Raw genomic sequence first — 19,455 nt, 5'->3', positions numbered from 1 at the left:
CCCTACCTCCTTAATATCTTTTTAGCAGATTGACTTTACTATTAAGTTGTTTCAAGCCAATCTCAATTTCTCTAATGCTTTCTAGATCAAAAGAGTAACCATACAGTACAATTGTTTGAACATTTAACTGATTAGTTCCTATCAAGTTTAAAAGTGCTTTCGTTTGTTCGGAACCCCATTTTGAGTAAATTAAATACAAGCGACTACTATCCACATAACTTGCTCGATAACCATTTAATTCAATACTCTCAACATCTACATCCATTTTATAACCATCTGATACTAGCCAAGTTGTCACGATCGTGTCCTCACCACTAGCATTCCCATTAATTTTTAATCCTTCTGAAGAAAATGGCTGAATCATATCATCAAAACCGTTTTCTGGCAGTTGCACTAACTGACCAATACTATTTTTAAAAAACCCTGATTCGATATCAAACGACTCTAAGTCATCCAACGTTGGTTGGTCTGGCGAAACCACTCGGTAATGTTTAAATCCACCGTCGAAATTTTCTGGTATTGTCAATCCAGATTCTTCTTGAATTTTTTTACTTGCTCTTTTAATTCGTTCTCGACTAATTTCATCAATAGACAAATAGCTTGCATTAAAGGCCGCCTCGCTTCCTTTATTCGGCACCTTTGTTCCATCTCCATCGAGCGAATAAGTATATTCTGGGATTTGAACCATAATATACTGACGATTTCCACCATCTTCAGCATTTAATTGCATGACTGCATCTGCAGTTGTTCCTGACCCTGCAAAAAAATCTACAATCTTTATATCATTATTATCTATTCTGTCTATTAAATACTTTATCAATTTGGTTGGTTTTGGATAGCTAAAAAAAGTACCTAATTCGTATTTATCTAATTCCTTACTTCCCTGTGTACTAGAAAAATCATCTATAATTCCCATAGGTCTTTGAGTTCTATCAATATGTTTACCGTTATTATCTGCTTTTAAATATTGTTTAGTATATACTGTCCAAATATCTGATGAATCTTTTTTTATAACGATAAAATCATTTTGAAGTCCCCATTCAAATTTATCTTCTGACCATCTCCAACAAGCTTTTTTACCTTTGTTATTATCAGCTGGCATGATAGTAGTACCATCAGGTGCTTTAATTGGATAATCCAATGACTTAGAATATTGAATTGAACCCATGCCTAGTTTTTGCAAGTAAAACTTACCTCTTTCAATTTCATGTTCATCACTTAATTTATATCTATCTTCATTATTTATATCCACACCTTTAATAGCAACAAAGTCCATATTCTTACCAACAGTTAAAATATGTTCATGTTTCACTCTGAAAAGTGCCGAATCAGAAGATCCTCCACCTTCTTTGTTAGACCAGATTAAATCTGCCACCAAATTAGACTCACCAAATATTTCATCTAAAAGTAATTTCAAATTTGCTGCCTCATTATCATTGATAGATATAAACATGATTCCACTTTCTTTTAAAATTCTTTTGGCCAACCATAATCTTGGATACATGAAAGTTAACCAAGCTGAATGAGTTGCTTTTCCTTGAATACTTTTTAATCTCTCTAATTCTTTATCATTTAATCCAAACATATCCTTTAACACTTGATCCGTATATTCAAAGTTATCAGGATAAATAAATCCATCATCTCCTGTATTATATGGTGGATCAATATAAATCACATCAATAGAATTGCTATAGTTATTTTGTAAATGTCGTAATACCTCTAAATTATCACCCGTGAAAAACAAGTTCTTACTCTTTTTATTTTCTTCTAAATTATTATGATCTTTATCTGGAACAATAACTGTTGTTGCATATTCTCCAGCTTGCTTTTTGGCGTAATCCTTTCCGATAAATCCTAGTTGATATCCACTTGTTAACTCATTGATATTTTTCTCTTTTAAAGCCCGTTGAAACTTTTCTAGATCAAACTTACCTTCTTCAACAAGATTACCATCCTCATCAAATTTATTCGCCGTAAAAAATTCTGGGAGTTTATCCTTTAATTCATTTAGAAAACCAGTATTAGGTTTCACTTCTTCATTGTATTTTAAGTTGTCTTGTAACAATCTATACACTCCTTATACTATTCATAATTGCTATAAATTTAATATGACAAAGGGAATTTTTACATCTTTCGTAATATTAATTGATTGGCCATCTGTTAACCTCTATCAACTTTACAAATTAAAATATAATTTTAGCAGACATATTAAATATTTAAGCAAATTCTTTTAGGACCGGAATAGCTCTTAAAGCACCTATTCCCCGCCGCATTAGCAAGGATGAGGTGCTTTTTGTTTTCTGAAAAGTTATAAATAACACTCCCTTTGCAGACGCAACTTAGATACTATTCAGAATTGTATTCTAATTTACTTCTAACATAGGGAGTCTTTAATCATCTGCTTTGTTAATAGAACTATGCATATATTTTACCATATACCTATAGATCGCCATCTAACAATAATAGTTATTTTATATATCAACTTCCTTTATTCTGCAATACCAACGAAACAGAATTAATTATGCCTATGCATAGTATTTGGCTTTCTCAAGAAAATAAATACGCTTCCTGTGTCAGACTCAGCTTAGACACTATTCAGAATCATTTTTGAGTTGCATCTAACACAGAGAGCTTTTACAATATAAGGCTTCACTTATACCGAGGCGCACAATGAAAAGCTTTTGTTTAGACGGAGTTTCATATTTGACATGTCCTTTTATATCTGTGATATATTGACCTCCACCTATGCCGAATTGACCAAAATGTAGGTTATCCTTAGTTTATACAAGAGGTGTTTCACCTGGTTTTAACACACGGACAAAAGTAAGTTTGCCATTTTCATCTCGTCCCCAAGGATTGGTAGGTTTTTCAGTTTTAACACGACCTATTTGGTTTCTCTTTATTTGGTTTTTCTTTATCAATAGGTTCTTTGCAGGCATTTTTGTTATACCTATAAGAGCCGGGTACCAGGTTCTAACACAATTCTGAATTCATTCGGAACCTGGTACCCTTTTTACTCCCTTTGCTGAATTGTATAGTTCATTAGAGCGTTCTAGTAACTCAAGTACTAATTCATATGTTCCATAGTTTGCTTTAACATCTAGTTGCTCCTTGTCTGTGTGTTCAAAATTATATCCTGCGGAAAGGTTAATGCTTTGAATACCGTGTCTCGCCCAGATAGCTGTATCACTAGAACCTCCTGCTGTTGTTTTCCAATGGGACATGCCTGATTGTCTAGCAATTCGTTCTATCTTTTGTCCGAATCTTTCTGTACAAAATGGGGAAATTCCACCTTTGGATGTGACTATGTCTCCGTTTCCACGGCGGTCAATTACAAAGGCAATATCCACATCCCAAAGGAATGTTTCATTTACTTCAGATGCCCCTAGTAATCCAATCTCTTCTTCTACAGTGAAGATGTACTTGATCGTTCCGTTAAAATTCTTTTCTGTTAAAGATTTAGCAGTTGCTAAGATAACATTTATACCTGCACGATCGTCTGCTCCTAAAATACCTTCACTAGATTTCCAAATGTTCTCTTCTTTAAGTATTTTTCTTGTAGGAATAATTTCTTCCACTGTGTCTAAATGGGCATTTAGTAAAACAGTTGGTCCATCCCCAAATCTTTTAGCAGCTAAAATGTTTCCATAATGATCGATTGCTATTTTATCTGCATACGGTTTGATTTCTTCGATAACATGCTTGCGGATTTGCCCTTCTTTTCCACTAGCTCCTGAAATTGATAGAAGTGTCTCCAGTTGTACTTCGAATTCTTGCACACTTAAAATTGCATTAGACTCTTCAAATATTTTTGCAGCATGTTCTAATGTAATTGCCGATAATTTTTCTGCAAATGTTGGTAGGCATTTACGATTAACACGAAGTCGGGTTTGTCGAATATGGTGATGGTAAGGCAGTTCAATAAAGTCGAATAAAACATGAGCTTTTTTGCGTCCTTCAGCAGTTTGAAAACCTATATTCGCTGAGCGTTTATCGTGTCCATCACAAGATATTTCCGTCATACATCCTAGTCGGTTAAGCTGTGTAACCATACCTGCAATGTACGTATCCAATGTGGCAAGTGGTAACTCGCTCACATGATAAAGCATTTCTGTTCTCCCATCTGTCATTTCTTCTAATTTGTTCACAAAAGTTTCTTCTGTAATAGGGCTTGAATCAATGAAAAGTTCATTGTGATTCATGTAGAAATCCACACCTAACTTTTGCAAGAAGTACCTTACGAATTGACTATTTACTTCGTTAAGTGCAGTTAAATCAAATCCTTTCTCTGTTGAAATCATTTGAAATCCGTAACGTGTGAATAGTGATTGCCATTGTTTGTTTTGCATTGTGCATCTCTCCTTTTGGTTTATGTTTGTATTATAGGATCTAGCCATGACAAGCTTGTCATGAGCATAAGATAGGCATAATAAAAAACCTGCCAAACTTTCAGCAGGTTTTCGTTATAGATGATGATCTTCACGGGCAATGATATAGAAATCCAGTGGATCTATTTTGTAACCCAGATCATTTAAATTTTTCGTTATTATCTTTTTTGCAAAACCACATTTCCCTAATGCAGTATTTAAGCGTGACACACTTTTCGTATAGGAGTTTTCCTTTATTGATTTCTCATTCATTTCATTTACTTCATCTAGTGACAGAAATAATTTCCTTTTACTTTTTAATAGTAGTTCTTTCAATAAGATACTTAACGTACCACTTATAGAGACTATATTTTCTTCCCCTCTTTGAATAAATGGCTTGTCCTCTATGAAACTAAGCATCAATTGTTCTTCCTCGAGATTATCTAGTAAATTTTCGTATTCTTCTTTTGAAATTCCTTTTTGTCCATCTTTTGTAATTAGTGTATATTCTGTCTTCTTTATTTCATTTTTTAATTTGTCTAACAATTGTTCGACACTTATTCCTTCTACTGGTAAATCTAATGATTCTTCATTGAGTCCATTTGCTTCATTAAGTGTTTCTTTTGCAAGCTGTGCTGCACAATATCCGATGTATAATTTTCCTTTTATCACTTGATCTTCGGTTAATGGAAAATTGGCTTTACGATGACCGTGGGTTTCGACTGCCTTTTGAAAATAATTAATAGCCTTTAACCAGTTGCTTTTATTGTACTGCAGATATGCAAAACGATAAGCTGCTTCCGGATTATTTTTATCAAGTCTTAAAATGGCTTCATATTCATTTTCTGCAACCCTTCTGTCTTGGTACTCATCTGTCTTTACGTGAAACGCATTTTTCATTAATTCTCCTATATAAATTACTTTTTCTTCTTCATTAAAAAGGTCCAAATTAAATTTCATTTTATTAATTTGTTTTTCAAGGTTACTAATCCTGTGTTTATTTTCATTTTTCACAGCTTCTTTCAAATCGAGTTTAAGCTTTTCTAAAAGGAAATATTCCTTTTCAGAAACGATTCTTTTATGCATCATTCTTCCTCCTTACCGTATTAGTTTTTGTTCCCTGTGTTTCTATCGGAAAATCACTTTAATTCTTCATTGATAATTTGCTCTAAAAGTACTTTTAATTATAAAAACTCATTAGCAGGAATTGACTATCATGCTATAGAATTTAACATATAAAACTAACCAAGGAGGTTCTTATGACGGATCAAAGAAAAATCAAATATTCATTGCGACAAGCTTAGATGGATATATTGCGACAGAGAATGACTCTCTTGACTGGTTGTTTAAGGTCGAAGGTGAAGGAGATAATGGGTATTCTGACTTCTATGACACAGTAGATACGGTAATTATGGGCAGACGCACGTACGACTGGATCATGGAACAGGAAATTGAAAGCTTCCCTTATGAAGGTAAGGAATGCTATGTTTTCTCTAGAACGGTTAGTCAGGATAATGAGAACGTCAAATTCTCTAGTGGAGATGTCGTCGACTTTATCGAATCAATTGAAAAACAAGGAAGGTAAAAATATCTGGGTAATGGGCGGTGGGGATCTGTTACACTCGTTTATCAAAAATAGATTAGTAGATGAGATGATTATTACTGTATCTCCTGTAATAATTGGAAAAGGAATTCCTTTGTTCAAAGAAATGGATTTTGAAACCGAACTTACCTTAAAGAGCATAAATCGTTTTAATCAATTTGCTGAGTTGCATTATGAAGTAAAAAGATAACAAAAAGGACAAGACAGTGAAGATGCTTTTCACATGTCTTGTCCTCCTCTTATTTCAAAAACGATTGGGAAGAAAAATGATTTACTCGCTTTTTACAAAATTTATTTTTTGCATTATTTTTTGTATGAATACTGGAAAATAGTAAGCACCAAAAAGAGCACAAATAAAAGCCTGTGACCAAGTTTTCAACCACGTAGATAAAAATAAACTATTATACCCATTACTTATTGAGATTAATATAAATGTAATAAAACAGGACATACTAAAAGCCATTAAAAAAGCAAAAATAATCCGCTTGTATCTATAATTGATATTCATTTTTTACCGCCATTCGTTCACAAATTGAAAATCCTAACCTATTATGAATTTTGGTTAAGAGAATTAATATTATCATCTATATATACATTAGTAAAAAGAATATTTAATTAGAATTATTAGAAATTATAAGACGATGGTGCTAATAGGATGAATTCATATTGGTTGCTGTATTATATTACAGTTTGTTGTACAAAAAAGTGAAACTTAGTGATGGGTACCAGGTTCTTAAGTGAAGCTCCCCTTTTGTACCTCATTAGCCCCTATATCCTATGCAACACTTCCAATGTCTCTAAAACATGATCAAGAAAGTCTGTAATATCATCCATATGATCCTCATTAATTTTGTGGATAAACTCTATGTCTATCGTATTTAGATAACCGGAAGCTTTCTGTTCATACACATAGCTTAATGTTTGCGTTAATTGAATTTCATTTTCCCAAATATTGTTTAATGCTTGCTCAATCTTTGTACATTGTAGGTTTACATTTTGAACTCGCTTGTTAAACCGTAATAACAAGGAACAGCCAAGCTGTTTTCCAGGTGTTTCAAGTATCTCCCCTGCTAAATCTTCTAAGGAAGCCTTTAACACAATTTCAGCTATTACGTCTTGTTTAGTGACGAGTGTAAATTGAATAGCGAACTCCCGAGCTAGAATGGACAAATCCATGCGGTCTACTCGGTTCGTAATATGTATCTTGTGATCGATATTATCTAAATCATACACATGGTTTTCAAATGCTACTTTTAAATTTTCAAAAATGGTTGGATCGTACATATACATTCCTCCATATGCAAATTCCTTGTTCTATGAAAATAGGTACGCACGTCTAGTTGAACATGTGTACCTATTTTCGATCATTGTTTTATTTTCCGCAACACTTCTTATACTTTTTCCCACTACCACATGGGCAAGGATCGTTTCGACCAACTTTGCCTCCGTCGATTACGTTAAACGGTACAGCAGCAGTTGGCAGTGGATTCAAATGGTGCCTTTCCATTTGAAATAGTTCATCTGGTGTATGGCCTCTATTTTCCCAAGTTCGGGTTGTATTCGCAATCATTGAGATTGCTTGTACGTATTCATTTAGATGCTTTATATCTTTAATTTCAAAACGTCCTAGAAATTCCTTTACAACTTGCTGGAAATCTACATCAAAAACTTGTAATTGAAAAACTAACTCGCTTATTTCCTCATGTACTTTGACTGTACTGCCGCCAAAATAATCTTTCGCAAGCATGTTAGCTAGTTTTTTCTGGTGGGTTGTCTTTTCAAAGTAGAACTCATCTGTATAGCGTAATAGTTCCTTTTTTGGAGGCACATAATATGGCTTTCCACTGACTTTCGGCATTAATTTATCATAATCCCCAAAATGCTCAATTGTCTCATGGACCAATGCGTTTCTATATACATATACATATTTACTCCGAAGTAATTTTGTATTATGAGGATCTGTTAAGATCGCTTGGAGATCCCCGCTAGTAATAGAGGACTCGTTTTGAGCGTTATAAATCTCTAGAAACTTGGAAGTTTCGATCACCCCATATAGTTGAGCACATGCCTCGGCATATTGGATGACTAGTTCTTTGTTAGGTATGTCATCAATATCTTTGTAATCTGCACCGCGGTATTTATCTGATAGCACGAAGTAATTGTCATGATCGATCTGTTGCCATTCTGTCTTTTTGTATTTTACAGATTTTAAACGATCATTCACCTCATCTATATCTAACGGCAAATATGACTGTTGTTCTGCCCATCCATAAGTCGATAAATAATCCGGATGCGTTGGGTCATAGTACACCTTTAAAAACTCTTCGTATCCAGGTGGACCGCCTACATCTTCTGGTGGCGCCGTCCCTTCTCCGTCAAGTAGTGTTGGATACCCAAAATAATAATCTTCGACCGTTTCTTCAAGTTCCACGCGAATCCGCCAGTCATCACCGAAATCATAGTTGTATACCAATTGACCGTATTTTTCTATATACGAATCGATTTTTATACGTGTTGGTTGCTTAACGTTTTGTCCCACAAACTTCTGTCCTTTGTATTCTTCTAAAATCGCTACATTATTTGTAATAAAATTGTCGTCTATCTCTATTCCGAAGTAATGGTAGGGAGACTTTCTACTTTGAAAGTTTGTCACGTATTGAATTGTTTCGTGTAAACGGTTAAATGTTGCCCCTGCTGGTAAGATCACTCGTCTCCAAACGGGTGGCTCCAGGTATTCAAATGTTAGTTTTAGTATATAAGCTTTCATACGTCACCCACTCTTTTTCCTTTATCATACGTTATATCCTAATTTTCTTCGAGTATTTTACGACAGTCTATTAACTTTTAAAAGAACATTGAGTTAACTGACACATTGAAGGCCATACTTTTACTATGTATTACATTAGCGGAAACAATACAAAGGAGATAGTTATCATGAAAAAAATGAAGGTTCAGGATTTATTAGAATCTGGACATAGTCTGATGAATAATGTCGTAATGAATACCGCGGGATTACTAGGAGAGGCTTACTTTGCCATTAAGATAGATGATCTGTTAAAAGAAAGAGGAATCACTCAAAAGGACTTAGCACAAATGACAGGAATGAGGGTAGGAACAATATCAGACCTTGTTAATGGCAAAGGAATTAGTATAAATAAAGTGCAGCTCTTTGCTATAATGGCAGCTCTACGAGTTAAGAGTATTGACGATCTGTATGAAATGAAATTCCCTGAGGACTTGGAAAAGACTTTTGATGAAGAACAATCGGAATGGAAATCCACGAAAGAAATGCCTTTAGCAGTCAAAGAAATGTATAAAAAGAATGTCCTAAAATCTTCCGACCTAAAGTAAATACGTGAAAAGGAGGAGCTCAAGGAAACCCTCTAACTTCTCCTTTTTACATATTATTCAGCAAATACCCCAATACAAATCTCTACACTACGCTTCAAATCTTCATGGGACCAGCTTGGAATCTTTCCATGTTGGATGGCTAGTTCGTGTGATGCTGGAATGTGGATAAATCCTGCCTTCATGTCTGGTTTCGTTGTTTTTGCATAGTGAAGAGCTTCGTACATAACGTTGTTGCATAGATAGGTTCCTGCCGTATTGGATATTTCTGCCGGAAAACCTTCTTCTAATAGCTTGTTAACCATTTGGCGAATAGGCAATGTAGTGAAGTAGCCTGGTTCCCCTTCTAGATTAATAGATTCATCAATTGGAATATGACCTTCGTTGTCGGCTGCTCCATCTTTCACGTTAATGGCGATTCGTTCTGGAGTGATTTTGTATCTCCCTCCTGCAAGCCCTAATGAAATGACCACGTCCGGATCGATCTCTTCTATATGTGTTAGAAGTTCGGTTCCAGATGATGCAAAATCGACTGGTAGCACTCGTCCTACTATTTCATAACCTGCGAGCTCTAGTCCATTTAGTTCCCCTACTATGCGCATCGTAGGGTTCACTGAGAAAGATAGAAATGGTTCGAATCCTGTTAATAATAGTTTCTTCATCGTGTCGCCCTCTCGTTCTGTTTCTTTTACACGTATGATACCAAAAATGTGGAGGTGACTTCCAGCTAATCGTTTTTGGGACGGTCACAAATCTTTCTATCCGCTCGTTTCCTTCACCAAAGCTTGGTCAAGCATCTTTAGACAAAAACTGTTCTACCAGTTTGTTAAATCTCTCACTATGCTCCCAGAACATTAGATGTCCGCCCAGTACTTCTATGGTGGACTTTGGGGAGATTTTTTGTGTAAGCGTAATTGCTTTATCTGCCCAATGATCCGCCACAACAGTCAATGTTGGTACTAGTTCACAAGCTTGCCTTGCTTCTTCACGATAATCAGAGAACATGCCGGAAGCAAATAGATTCGCTGCAATATAATTGGGTGTTTTTAAAGATTGCTCCACCAGCCAATTTAACTCATCTTCTGTTACATCACGTTGCACCATGACACTTGTTGTATATGCCTTGATAAATTCACGTTGACCTGCCGGATTGCGTAAGTAAGTGTTATAAATTGCCCCAATATCATCGAGAGGGCCTTCTACCCAATCTTCCTCATCGTTTGTCGACAACGCCTTTGGTGACATGTCAATGAAAATTAGTGATTTTACATTGTCATAGCCGTTCTGTTTAAGATACTCCCAAACTGTTAGGCAACCAAAAGACCAACCTGCCAGCGTTACGTTCTTTAGTTGTAATGCATCGAGTACCTTTGCTAAATCCGTTCCGTGTGTTACATAATCATTTCCTTGTAACGTAATCGATGAGCGGCCATGACTTCTTGGATCGATAACAATTACTCGATTTGTTTTGGCGAAATGATCGACTTGATGGGTAAATACTTCCGTTGTAAATGTAAAGCCAGGGATGAAAACAATTGGGTCTCCACTTCCTATATCTTGAACAAATAGCTCTACACCAGGATCTACTTTCACATACTTTCCACCTGACACTACCAACATATAACCCCCTTATAGTAAGAGCAGCACTAATTCAATTCTTGTCCACTCTTCGTTATATACACCATATTTGCACACTGTTATAAAAATTCCATTTTCACATTTTCAGTACGCTAAATCCAGCCCTTTTCTTCAGCGGTGGCAATGGCTTCGATTTTGTTTTTGGCCTCTAACTTTTGTAGAATTTCGGACATATAATTTCGAACTGTACCTGGTGACAAAAATAATGCCATAGAAATCTCTTTAGATGTCTTTCCTGCTGCAGCCAATTTGAGTACTTCTTGGTCTCGTTCTGAGAGAGGATTTTCTTTATGGTAAGAATTGATGATGAGCTCGGATGCAAATTCACGTTTCCCAACCATTACTCTTCTAATCGACTCTGCTAGATCATCAATCGATCCGTCCTTCAATAAGTATCCATGCACCTCTGCTTTTATTGCCCGTTCAAAATAACCTGGACGCGCAAACGTAGTTAACATAATGACTTTGCATGAAGAACGAGCTTTCTTTAATTCAGCAGCCACTTCCAATCCACTTTTGAAAGGCATGTCAATATCCATTAGGCAAACATCAGGTTTCAAAGAGAGTATTAAACTTAGTGCCTCTAGCCCATCCTTTGCCTCACCTACTACTTCCATATCTTCTTCAAAATCTAGTAGCATGCCGAGAGCTCCTCTTAACATTCGCTGGTCTTCAGCAATCACAAGCCGAATCATAAGGCTACTCCCTCCTTTAACTTAACAATAACAGGTACAGACATTACCAATGTAGTACCGTTCGTTTTATAGATATCTAACTTACCTTCAATAAGAGATAGGCGTTCTCTCATGCCTTTTAAACCATTTCCACTCGTATATGAATCTACCAATCCGATTCCATCATCACTCACCGAAATTGTGAAATTCCCTTTGCTCCCCTGTATATCGACATAGCATTTTTTTGCCTTACTATGCTTGACGATATTTGTTCCTGCTTCACGGAGACACATTCCAAGAATGTTTTGTTGCAGAAGTGGAAGGTCGGGTAATTCATTATTTTTTTTCATGTGAAATTCGATTCCTGCCGCATTCAATATTTGTTCTAAATCCACTATTTCCTCTTCCAACGTAATTGTACGCATATCAGATACGAGCTCTCGTACTTCTCTTAATGCAGATCGTGAAGTCATTTCAATCTCCTTTGCCTCCACTTTTGCTCTTTCTGGATTACTTTCTGCAAGCCTTTGTACCAATTGACTTTGTAACGTGATGAGTGACAATGTATGTCCTAATGTATCATGTAAGTCCCTTGCAATTCGTACCCGCTCATCTCTTTTGATTAAGTCTTTAATTTGTTCATTAGCTTGATCCAACTTTTGCTCTAAGGTCATTCTCTCATTCATTGTCCGAATACCGATTGGAGATGAAATCATTACGACTAAGAAAGGAATAAAGAATAGGAAATCTACCATTTCTCCCCGATAAATAGCAATTGCCATCGTTAGAATCATCGAAAATGCAAAAAGAGTTAATGCACGACGAAAATCCTTTTTCTGTTCATACCATCCAACAAAATTAGCTGGGAAAAAGCCCATAAATATAATATATGGGTTGTACAAAATGCTAAAGATCATTACGATGATGATTTGTATAGCAAGCCAGAAGGAATACTTTTTTTCTGATTTAACACTATATAATTCTCTATAAGAAACGAGAAAAAGCAGTAACATACTATAGCCCATCACTGCTTTAATGCCGTTTTCTTCAAAAATATAAAAAAGTGGCAGAATTAAATAGGATAAAAAGATATAAGGTAAAATACCAAACTTTTTCGGAAAAATCTCAAAGTCCTTCACAACTACACCGCTTCCTGTTTCCTTCTTATATAGGTTGATATTACCATAAATAAGATAAGGTAAGCTGCTAAAATCGCAATATTTCGAAATTCAGGAGCTTGCCCCCGTATGATTTCCCACGCGCCGTTCCCGTAATTAAATGCAGGAAGCCAAGCACCGATATTTTGGATAACTTTAGGTAAAACCTCCATTGGCATCCACATTCCTCCAGTGATTGCGAGACCCATATAAATAAGATTACTAACACCTGCTGCTGTATCCACTCGCTTCATCGTCCCGACCAATACACCTAAACCGAGGAACGGTAGTGAACCGAGTAATATCCATAATCCGCTCATTATCCATTCATATGCCGTCAGTGTTACTCCGTTTAACAGTACTCCCGCAACAAAAATAACAACGATTGAAAACACATGCACAACTGTTTGACCAAGCATTTTTGCTGCAAAATACACCGTGCCCGATAGAGGTGTTACTTTGATGAAATTTGTCCATCCTTCAGAGCGTTCCTGTACCATCCGGATTCCTAAAGTCATGATCGCACTACCCATTACACTAAAAGCTGCTACAGACATTAAAAAATGTGCGTTCCAAACACCTTGATCTGCTGCACCAGTATTGACAACCTTCGTAAAAATAATATAAAACACAATCGGCATGAGTAGCGACCAGAAAATATAATATGGATTTCGAAACATCCGTAAAAATTCAATTTTGCATTGATTGATAAAAATATGCATTTAAATAGCCTCCTTCTGCTCAACCGTTAATTGTTCAAATGCTTCTTCGAGTCGGCCTTTTTCGATTGTAATATCATGAACTTCTAAATGGTCTTCAAAAATTTTAGCAATTACAAAGTCTGTATTATCTGTTACAACAAACGTCCTGCCACTTTTCTCATAGACATCTGACACATGTGGAAACAGTAAAAATCGTTCTTTCGGAAATGCAGATTTAGCTTTAAACGAAACAGACTGCTTCAGCAAATTCCCTTTTATTGCAGCAGGTGCCCCATCAGCGACGACCGCTCCCTTATTGAATAAAATAATGCGATCCGCAATATCATCCGCTTCCTGTAAATAATGAGTAGAAAAAATAATTGTTTTCCCATCTTCAGCAAGCTCTTTTACAGTGTCCCAAAAAACTTTTCGTGCTGATATATCCATTCCAACAGTAGGTTCGTCAAAAAACAGTAAATCTGGATTCCCAGCTAGCGCGAGTGCAAAGCCCACTCTCCGTTTTTGTCCGCCAGATAACTTTTCAGTTCTTTTGTTTAAATCATCTCCAGTAAGACCTGTCAGGTTAATGAGCTGCTTCATTGGCAAAGGATTCGGATAATAGCTCCTAAACAACCGAATGATTTCCTTCACCTTTAAGCCATCCATTAAACTTACTTCCTGCAACATGACGCCAATTCTTTCCCGTACCTTTTTTTCCTTTGCATGATCGTTAAAAAGCTTCGCTTCCCCATTTGTAGGATTTAACAAACCGAGCATCATAAGCATCGTTGTACTTTTGCCTGCTCCATTTGGTCCTAAAATCGCAACAATCTCACCTTTCTCAATTGAGAATGAAACATTATCAACTGCTTTCTTGTCTTTAAAAACCTTCGTTAATTTTTTAATTTCCACTACATTTTCCATTCGCTCACCTCCAGAATTTCTATCTTTAGTCTATGTCGTTGGGAAAATTTTCATTAGTATACTGTGTCATAAAAACGAGATGACAAATGTCATAAGAATACACTCGCGAGATTTATTCGATGAGGAAACTCGTCCACTAGACGAAAAAAGACAGTAAATACAAACAAATCCTCTTCTTTTTAATTTAAAAGGAGTTGTTTGTATCACTGTCTTTATTCAAAAATAACTATCTACTTATCTAATTGTCTCTACAAAATGTTTTAATATCCTAGCGGTTAAGCCCCATATTGTATATTTTCCAAAATCATAAAACCATTCCTCTATCGAACGTGGTCTCCATTGGTATTTATCGCCATTCACGATCTTTTCATAAGGGAAATCGGTTAAGGGCATCGGTTGAACGGATACTGTGTGCATATAAGGTTGGTAGTCCAACAACCAGTTGACGGGTATCGTGAATATCTCTTCTACCTCTTGTTTGTTAAAGGAATGTATTTGATCATGGTCAATCGTCGCTACAAATGGATACACAACGAAAGATGGTGATGAAATGTACGCACTCATCTGCCCTAAAACGTTAATATACGCCGGGTCAATACCTAATTCTTCATGGGTTTCTCGTATGGCTGCATCCATTGGCGTTGCATCTGTTGGATCGATTCGACCACCTGGAAAACTAATATCCCCTGGCTGTTTTCTCATGGTTAGTGAACGTACTTCAAAAAGGACATGCCATTCTTTATCTACTTGGATAAGTGGAATCATAATAGCTGAACGGAATGCTGTATCCTCTCCTATAAATAGAGGTTGATTTTCAATTAACTTATTCTTCAGCTTATCCATGAACATGGAACCTCCCCCTTCTTATAGCTTATATACACTTATCGTATCATGAAAATTCCTGCTGAGAAAAGAAGCAATACCATCCTGACGTTTCCGGCCATAAATCTGTTGTACAGTCAAAAAAATTTTCTATACGATCAGCGATAATCGCTTAATAAAAAAACTACCCTAATAAAGGTTGGTTAACTCAATATAGGGATAATGCGTCTTTAAAAAGCTCTGTTAAGAGACCGTTGTGATGGCTCATTTGCTCACTCATCCGGCAGGAGTCGCCGCCTTCCGCTACAATCAACGAAACATGCTAGCTAATTAGCGTTTAGCTAAACAAAACAAAAAGAAATATTAGAACCGCTGCACGAAGGCAAAAGTGGCAGCTATAACTATATGAAAAAATTACTTATTAAACAGTGAACATGAGCTTCACTATTATGAATTAATAAATAATGTATATTTTAGTAATATATGGTCGTATCCTATTAAGTAAACTCTTTGATATGGGAAATGATTGCTTCCATTCCTAAATTGGTTGCTCTCGTGCTAATTTGGTTGCTTCCCTTATAGAACTAGTTACTTTCAATGACCAGTTTGTTGCTCTTATCCACTTACTGGATAAATTTTCACAAGATACTTACTAATAAGATTTTCCTCTTCGATTCAAGTAAAACTTTTGGTTTATTAAGCAAGAAACTAATTAGTCAGCAAGCTCCTTTGATTTTCGCGGAAGGGTGGCGACTCCAGTGGGATGAAGTGAGACAGATGAAACTTCACAGCGCACGCGTAGCGTCGGTGAGGGTTCATCGCTCACCCCACGGAAAGCGTCCGCCCTGTAGTGAAAATCATTGCGGACACTTTATTCAACTTGTTAAGACGCATTATCTCTATATTGCGTTTAATCGTTAAAGTGATATGCCTTCTATTGTTTGGAGAAAGTTATCCACATAACATTAAATTTATAATTTCCTAATCCATAAAAAAATGCAGACTCTCATAAGTGGAGTCTGCATTCCTATTAACCTTCTTCATTTATAATAACTTTTCGTCCTCTAAGCTTGAGTAGTAAAGGAACTAACAACCATGCTACAGCTGCAACGATAAACACTAATGATAATGGTTTCGTAAAGAAAATACTGAAGTCTCCATTAGAAATTGTTAAAGCACGGCGCATATTGTTTTCAATCATTGGTCCTAATACAAGTGCAAGCACTAAAGGAGCAACTGGAAAATCATTCTTGGATAATAGATAACCTAAAACCCCACAGCCTAACAATAAATATAAGTCAAATGTTGTGTATTGTACTGCATAAACACCAAAAAATGAAATTGCAACAATCATCGGCAGTAAATACTTTTTCGGTGTTTGAATAATTTTAGCAAATACTCTTACCAATGGCATATTCAATACAAGTAACATTAAATTCCCGATAAACATACTTGCGATCAGTCCCCACGCCACATCTGGATGTTCATCAAAAAGTAGTGGACCTGGCTGAATGTTATACATGATCAGTGCGCCCATTAATATAGCAGTTGTACCTGAACCAGGGATCCCTAACGTAAGAAGTGGAATCATTGCTCCACCAGAAGCAGCGTTATTCGCTGACTCTGGACCAGCTACACCTGCAATATTTCCTTTTCCGAACGACTCTGGGTTCTTGCTAAATTTCTTCTCCGTCGTGTAAGAAAAGAAAGATGCGAGTGTTGCTCCTGCTCCTGGCAAAACACCGATAAAAAATCCTAGAAGAGATCCACGCACAATGGGAACTGTACTATCCTTCATATCCTGTTTTGTCGGTAAGACTCGATTGATTTTTGCAATGGTGCCGCTTTCTTCGTCCCGCTCTAGAATTGTTTTAATAACTTCACCAAGTGCAAATAATCCTACTGCAATTGTTAAAAACTCCAAGCCTGAGTATAAAATTGGCTGATTATATGTAAACCGTGAAATACCGGAAACTGCGTCAATTCCAATCGTTCCTAGCATTAGTCCGAAAACCGTCATTATCAATGCTTTTGTCATTGATTTTCCCGCAAGTCCACTAACAGCTGCTAGCCCTAATAACATTAGGGAAAAATATTCGGCCGGTCCAAACTTTATCGCCACAGTCGCAAGTGGTTTTGCTAAAAGTACGAGTCCTAGTAATGCTACAATACCCGCAACAAAGGAACCGATTGCTGCAATTGACAAGGCTGATCCAGCACGGCCTTGTTTAGCCATTTGATATCCATCTAATGTTGTAACTACAGAGGATGATTCCCCTGGTGTATTTAATAAAATTGAAGTTGTAGAGCCTCCGTACATCGCTCCGTAGTAAACTCCTGCTAACAAAATAAGTGAACTTGCTGCTGCATCTCCTGTTGGCATTCCTGAAGTAATGGTCGCTGTTACAGGAATAAGAAGAGCAACACCACTCATTGGTCCGATACCCGGCAGAACGCCTACTGCAGTCCCGATGACAACACCGACAAATGCAAACAGTATATTATGCCATTGAAACGCAATTTTAAATCCGTCAGCTAAAAATTGTAATGTATCCATAGCTTAAATCTCTCCTTCCCTAAAACAGTGGAAACCCTGGCAGTGAACCGCCAAGAACCTCTGAAAATATATAATACACACCAAATGAAAAAGCTGCGGAAATGATTATGGAATAGACCACTTTTCCTCGTTCCATCGTTTGAAATGCGATCAATAAAAATAGAAAAGTGGAAACGGCATATCCAATTTTCTCTAAGAAAAATGCATAAAGAACTGCACTCCCAAAAATAATAAACAATTTCTTGTATTGTAGTGTTTCTTTCTCAGATTCTTCCTTTTTGTATTTAAACGTTTCATAAATTAGTCGTATACTCAAAGCCATCAAAACAATACCAAGCCACATCGGAAATATCTTTGGACCGACAGATGAACCATAGGCACTATCGGAAATCTTTTGACTTTCCATCAAAAATAGAATTCCTATTAGCAAAAAAGCAATCCCCGTATATCGATCGAATTTTTTATTCATACTATTTGATTCCCTCCTAACTTAAAAAGGTGGCAACTACGGCCACCTACATAGTGTTATTTCTGCATACCAAGTGCTGTTAATAATTCAACAATCACTTTATCTTGGTCTTCTAAATAAGTAGTAAAGTCATCTGCACTACGGTACTCGCTTGCCCAACCGTTTTTCGTAAGCTCAGCCTTCCACTCTTCTGTTTCTACCATTTTCTCAAGTTTTTCAGACCAATAGTTTTTAGCATCTACCGACATTTCTTTCGGTCCAAATAGACCTCTCCAAATGGTAAACTCTGCATCGATGCCGGACTCTTTAAAAGTAGGCACATCCGCAAGTTCCCCTTCTAAACGTTCAGAAGAGCTTACTGCTAGTACACGTACATCCCCTGATTTTACATACGTTGCAATTGTAGAGGCGTCCGTCGCAATTACATCCGCATTTCCACCAAGTAGCGCCGCAACCGCTTCTCCACCGCCGTCATACGAAACATACTTCACCTTTTTTGGATCGATTCCTGCTTCAAATGCAGGTAATACTCCTACAAGATGGTCCATTGATCCAGGCGCTGATCCTCCTGCAAGTGTCACTGCTTTTGGATCTTTTTTGATGGCATCTAACAGATCTTGTAACGTTTTATATGCTGAATCACTTTTAACGACAATTGCCCCGTAATCACGAGTTAACTGTGCAAGTGGCGTTGTATCTTTGTAACCATAAGGACTGTTACCCTCTGCTTTATTGTTATTAATAAGAATTGGTGGTGACTTTACCATTAATACATAGTCATTTTTCGCTTCTTTCGTTGCGAACTCTGCCATGTAAACCGCTCCGCCGCCTCCTGGTTTGTTTTCAACAACGATTGGTTTTTCGATTAACTTCGTATCATTCATTGTTTTTGCAATAGATCGTGCTGTTAGATCCCATCCGCCTCCAGCACCTGATGGAGCTACAATCGTAATATTATTTTTCGGGTAATCCGATGCAGTAGCTCCTTCGACTTTACTTTCGCTTCCTTTTTCACTTGATGAACAAGCGGCTAAACCTACTGCTAATGCAGCTGTAAAGGCAATTGACGTGATTTTCTTCCAAGTTTTCATAAAATCCCCCTCATCCCAATGTAATGACAGCGTTTTCAAACGCTTATTCATAATTTATCAGAACATTTTACCAATACAATGTTTCTGGTGATAAGTTGGATAAT

18 protein-coding genes and 1 pseudogene are annotated in these 19,455 nt (G+C 36.6%); 2 read left to right on the top strand and 17 right to left on the bottom strand.

Going from position 1 to position 19,455, the window contains the following annotated elements; translation table 11 throughout:
* Nucleotides 1-10: 10 nt before the first annotated feature.
* The 4 genes from ACIQYS_RS10310 to ACIQYS_RS10295 all read right to left on the bottom strand — a co-directional run bounded on the left by ACIQYS_RS10310 (nucleotide 11) and on the right by ACIQYS_RS10295 (nucleotide 5,453).
* A complete protein-coding gene (locus ACIQYS_RS10310; protein ID WP_402978725.1) occupies nucleotides 11-2,065 on the bottom strand; it encodes a site-specific DNA-methyltransferase in 2,055 nt (684 codons plus the stop codon).
* Nucleotides 2,066-2,780: 715 nt separating this feature from the next.
* Entirely contained in the window at nucleotides 2,781-2,939 is a 159-nt protein-coding gene (locus ACIQYS_RS10305) for a hypothetical protein (protein ID WP_402978722.1), read from the bottom strand.
* A gap of 51 nt (nucleotides 2,940-2,990) precedes the next feature.
* Nucleotides 2,991-4,349 (bottom strand): M20/M25/M40 family metallo-hydrolase, encoded by a 1,359-nt coding sequence (locus ACIQYS_RS10300; protein ID WP_402978719.1) that lies wholly within the window; start codon nucleotides 4,347-4,349, stop codon nucleotides 2,991-2,993.
* Between the two features lie 114 nt (nucleotides 4,350-4,463).
* Nucleotides 4,464-5,453 (bottom strand): tetratricopeptide repeat protein, encoded by a 990-nt coding sequence (locus tag ACIQYS_RS10295; RefSeq protein WP_402978716.1) that lies wholly within the window; start codon nucleotides 5,451-5,453, stop codon nucleotides 4,464-4,466.
* A gap of 196 nt (nucleotides 5,454-5,649) precedes the next feature.
* Between ACIQYS_RS10295 and ACIQYS_RS10290 the strand changes: the two are divergent.
* Nucleotides 5,650-6,160: pseudogene (locus ACIQYS_RS10290) on the top strand (dihydrofolate reductase family protein).
* 81 nt (nucleotides 6,161-6,241) lie between these two features.
* On the opposite strand, the gene ACIQYS_RS10285 reads toward ACIQYS_RS10290, so the two are convergent.
* The 3 genes from ACIQYS_RS10285 to ACIQYS_RS10275 all read right to left on the bottom strand — a co-directional run bounded on the left by ACIQYS_RS10285 (nucleotide 6,242) and on the right by ACIQYS_RS10275 (nucleotide 8,737).
* Entirely contained in the window at nucleotides 6,242-6,478 is a 237-nt protein-coding gene (locus ACIQYS_RS10285; RefSeq protein ID WP_483880184.1) for a DUF2798 domain-containing protein, read from the bottom strand.
* Nucleotides 6,479-6,738: 260 nt separating this feature from the next.
* Nucleotides 6,739-7,254, bottom strand: coding sequence for a hypothetical protein (locus ACIQYS_RS10280; RefSeq protein WP_402978713.1), 516 nt, complete (start codon nucleotides 7,252-7,254; stop codon nucleotides 6,739-6,741).
* 88 nt (nucleotides 7,255-7,342) lie between these two features.
* A complete protein-coding gene (locus ACIQYS_RS10275) occupies nucleotides 7,343-8,737 on the bottom strand; it encodes an IS1096 element passenger TnpR family protein (RefSeq protein WP_402978710.1) in 1,395 nt (464 codons plus the stop codon).
* Nucleotides 8,738-8,904: 167 nt separating this feature from the next.
* Between ACIQYS_RS10275 and ACIQYS_RS10270 the strand changes: the two genes are divergently transcribed.
* Complete coding sequence (locus tag ACIQYS_RS10270; protein WP_402978707.1) at nucleotides 8,905-9,321, top strand: helix-turn-helix domain-containing protein; 417 nt, start codon at nucleotides 8,905-8,907, stop codon at nucleotides 9,319-9,321.
* A 53-nt stretch (nucleotides 9,322-9,374) separates the two neighbouring features.
* On the opposite strand, the gene pcp is transcribed toward ACIQYS_RS10270, so the two are convergent.
* The 10 genes from pcp to ACIQYS_RS10220 form a co-directional block, all read right to left on the bottom strand.
* Nucleotides 9,375-9,980 (bottom strand): pyroglutamyl-peptidase I, encoded by a 606-nt coding sequence (gene pcp / locus ACIQYS_RS10265; RefSeq protein ID WP_402978704.1) that lies wholly within the window; start codon nucleotides 9,978-9,980, stop codon nucleotides 9,375-9,377.
* A gap of 127 nt (nucleotides 9,981-10,107) precedes the next feature.
* Nucleotides 10,108-10,938 carry an alpha/beta fold hydrolase gene (locus tag ACIQYS_RS10260; RefSeq protein ID WP_402978701.1) on the bottom strand — a complete coding sequence of 277 codons (831 nt, stop codon included), beginning with the start codon at nucleotides 10,936-10,938 and terminating at the stop codon, nucleotides 10,108-10,110.
* Nucleotides 10,939-11,048: 110 nt separating this feature from the next.
* Complete coding sequence (locus tag ACIQYS_RS10255) at nucleotides 11,049-11,651, bottom strand: response regulator transcription factor (RefSeq protein WP_402978698.1); 603 nt, start codon at nucleotides 11,649-11,651, stop codon at nucleotides 11,049-11,051.
* On the bottom strand, nucleotides 11,648-12,769 hold the full coding sequence (locus ACIQYS_RS10250) for a sensor histidine kinase (protein WP_402978695.1): 1,122 nt from the start codon (nucleotides 12,767-12,769) through the stop codon (nucleotides 11,648-11,650). Before ACIQYS_RS10250 ends, ACIQYS_RS10255 begins: the two co-directional genes overlap by 4 nt.
* 2 nt (nucleotides 12,770-12,771) lie before the next feature.
* Nucleotides 12,772-13,509, bottom strand: a complete 738-nt coding sequence (locus tag ACIQYS_RS10245) for an ABC transporter permease (RefSeq protein WP_402978692.1) — start codon at nucleotides 13,507-13,509, stop codon at nucleotides 12,772-12,774.
* Complete coding sequence (locus ACIQYS_RS10240; RefSeq protein WP_402978689.1) at nucleotides 13,510-14,412, bottom strand: ABC transporter ATP-binding protein; 903 nt, start codon at nucleotides 14,410-14,412, stop codon at nucleotides 13,510-13,512.
* A 234-nt stretch (nucleotides 14,413-14,646) separates the two neighbouring features.
* The gene (locus ACIQYS_RS10235) at nucleotides 14,647-15,261 is read right to left on the bottom strand and encodes an NUDIX hydrolase (protein WP_402978686.1); all 615 of its coding nucleotides are present in this window, start codon (nucleotides 15,259-15,261) and stop codon (nucleotides 14,647-14,649) included.
* Nucleotides 15,262-16,264: 1,003 nt separating this feature from the next.
* Nucleotides 16,265-17,791 carry a tripartite tricarboxylate transporter permease gene (locus ACIQYS_RS10230; protein ID WP_402978683.1) on the bottom strand — a complete coding sequence of 509 codons (1,527 nt, stop codon included), beginning with the start codon at nucleotides 17,789-17,791 and terminating at the stop codon, nucleotides 16,265-16,267.
* Between the two features lie 19 nt (nucleotides 17,792-17,810).
* A complete protein-coding gene (locus tag ACIQYS_RS10225) occupies nucleotides 17,811-18,260 on the bottom strand; it encodes a tripartite tricarboxylate transporter TctB family protein (protein WP_402978680.1) in 450 nt (149 codons plus the stop codon).
* 56 nt (nucleotides 18,261-18,316) lie between these two features.
* Nucleotides 18,317-19,351 carry a Bug family tripartite tricarboxylate transporter substrate binding protein gene (locus tag ACIQYS_RS10220; protein ID WP_402978677.1) on the bottom strand — a complete coding sequence of 345 codons (1,035 nt, stop codon included), beginning with the start codon at nucleotides 19,349-19,351 and terminating at the stop codon, nucleotides 18,317-18,319.
* Nucleotides 19,352-19,455: the final 104 nt, after the last annotated feature.

Origin of the sequence: Psychrobacillus sp. NPDC096426, from assembly GCF_044762745.1 — a bacterium.
GTDB lineage: Bacteria > Bacillota > Bacilli > Bacillales_A > Planococcaceae > Psychrobacillus.
Note: the sequence above shows the minus strand (reverse complement) of the source record. Positions and strands in the feature narration are given on the sequence as shown.

What these genes read in the sequence shown, in the direction of transcription:
- ACIQYS_RS10305 (WP_402978722.1), bottom strand. Translation starts at nt 2,939, where the DNA reads ATGCCTGCAAAGAACCTATTGATAAAGAAAAACCAAATAAAGAGAAAC.
- ACIQYS_RS10300 (WP_402978719.1), bottom strand. Translation starts at nt 4,349, where the DNA reads ATGCAAAACAAACAATGGCAATCACTATTCACACGTTACGGATTTCAA.
- ACIQYS_RS10295 (WP_402978716.1), bottom strand. Translation starts at nt 5,453, where the DNA reads ATGCATAAAAGAATCGTTTCTGAAAAGGAATATTTCCTTTTAGAAAAG.
- ACIQYS_RS10285 (WP_483880184.1), bottom strand. Translation starts at nt 6,478, where the DNA reads ATGAATATCAATTATAGATACAAGCGGATTATTTTTGCTTTTTTAATG.
- ACIQYS_RS10280 (WP_402978713.1), bottom strand. Translation starts at nt 7,254, where the DNA reads ATGTACGATCCAACCATTTTTGAAAATTTAAAAGTAGCATTTGAAAAC.
- ACIQYS_RS10275 (WP_402978710.1), bottom strand. Translation starts at nt 8,737, where the DNA reads ATGAAAGCTTATATACTAAAACTAACATTTGAATACCTGGAGCCACCC.
- ACIQYS_RS10270 (WP_402978707.1), top strand. Translation starts at nt 8,905, where the DNA reads ATGAAAAAAATGAAGGTTCAGGATTTATTAGAATCTGGACATAGTCTG.
- pcp (WP_402978704.1), bottom strand. Translation starts at nt 9,980, where the DNA reads ATGAAGAAACTATTATTAACAGGATTCGAACCATTTCTATCTTTCTCA.
- ACIQYS_RS10260 (WP_402978701.1), bottom strand. Translation starts at nt 10,938, where the DNA reads ATGTTGGTAGTGTCAGGTGGAAAGTATGTGAAAGTAGATCCTGGTGTA.
- ACIQYS_RS10255 (WP_402978698.1), bottom strand. Translation starts at nt 11,651, where the DNA reads ATGATTCGGCTTGTGATTGCTGAAGACCAGCGAATGTTAAGAGGAGCT.
- ACIQYS_RS10245 (WP_402978692.1), bottom strand. Translation starts at nt 13,509, where the DNA reads ATGCATATTTTTATCAATCAATGCAAAATTGAATTTTTACGGATGTTT.
- ACIQYS_RS10240 (WP_402978689.1), bottom strand. Translation starts at nt 14,412, where the DNA reads ATGGAAAATGTAGTGGAAATTAAAAAATTAACGAAGGTTTTTAAAGAC.
- ACIQYS_RS10235 (WP_402978686.1), bottom strand. Translation starts at nt 15,261, where the DNA reads ATGTTCATGGATAAGCTGAAGAATAAGTTAATTGAAAATCAACCTCTA.
- ACIQYS_RS10230 (WP_402978683.1), bottom strand. Translation starts at nt 17,791, where the DNA reads ATGGATACATTACAATTTTTAGCTGACGGATTTAAAATTGCGTTTCAA.
- ACIQYS_RS10225 (WP_402978680.1), bottom strand. Translation starts at nt 18,260, where the DNA reads ATGAATAAAAAATTCGATCGATATACGGGGATTGCTTTTTTGCTAATA.
- ACIQYS_RS10220 (WP_402978677.1), bottom strand. Translation starts at nt 19,351, where the DNA reads ATGAAAACTTGGAAGAAAATCACGTCAATTGCCTTTACAGCTGCATTA.